Genomic DNA, 799 nt, shown 5'->3' on the forward strand with positions numbered 1-799 from the left:
GTCTACGACCGCACGGGTGGTGTGGACGGCCGGGTGTCGCTGGAGGTCGATCCGCGGCTGGCGCACGAGACGGACAAGACGGTGGCCGAGGCCATCGATCTGTGGAAGGCCGTGGACCGGCCGAACCTGATGGTCAAGATCCCGGCCACCCGCGCGGGTCTGCCCGCGATCACCCGGGTGTTGGGCGAGGGCATCAGCGTGAACGTGACGCTGATCTTCTCGGTGGAGCGCTACCGGGAGGTCATGGAGGCGTTCCTGGCCGGTTTGGAGCAGGCCCGCGACAACGGGCACGACCTCTCCGGTATCGAGTCGGTGGCGTCGTTCTTCGTCTCCCGGGTGGACGCCGAGGTCGACAAGCGGCTGGACGCGCTGCAGGCCGAGCACCCGCTGCGGGGGCAGGCCGCGATCGCGAACGCGAAGCTGGCCTACGCCGCCTACGAGGAGGTCTTCGCCTCGGAGCGGTTCCAGGTCCTGGCCGGTGCGGGCGCGCGGGCGCAGCGGCCGCTGTGGGCCTCGACCGGTGTGAAGGACAAGGGCTACTCCGACACGCGCTACGTCGACGGGCTGGTCGCGCCGAACACGGTCAACACCATGCCCGAGGGCACCCTGGAGGCCTGCGCCGATCACGCCGACGTGCGGGGTGACGTGGTCACCGGTACCGGTCAGCGGGCCCAGCAGGTCTTCGACCAGCTCTCCGAGGCCGGTATCGACCTCGAAGAGGTCTTCGCCGTGCTGGAGAGCGAAGGCGTCGCCAAGTTCGAGAAGTCCTGGAACGAACTCCTCGACACCGTCGCGCAGC

1 protein-coding gene is annotated in these 799 nt (G+C 69.5%); it reads left to right on the forward strand.

Annotation, left to right across the window (positions count from 1 at the left end; genetic code table 11):
- Positions 1-799, forward strand: a 799-nt coding sequence (tal, locus tag ABD289_RS25090) for a transaldolase (RefSeq protein WP_344138100.1), incomplete at both ends; no start/stop codon positions are given.

The sequence above is a fragment of the Saccharopolyspora halophila genome (genome assembly GCF_039531955.1).
Classification (GTDB): domain Bacteria; phylum Actinomycetota; class Actinomycetes; order Mycobacteriales; family Pseudonocardiaceae; genus Saccharopolyspora; species Saccharopolyspora halophila.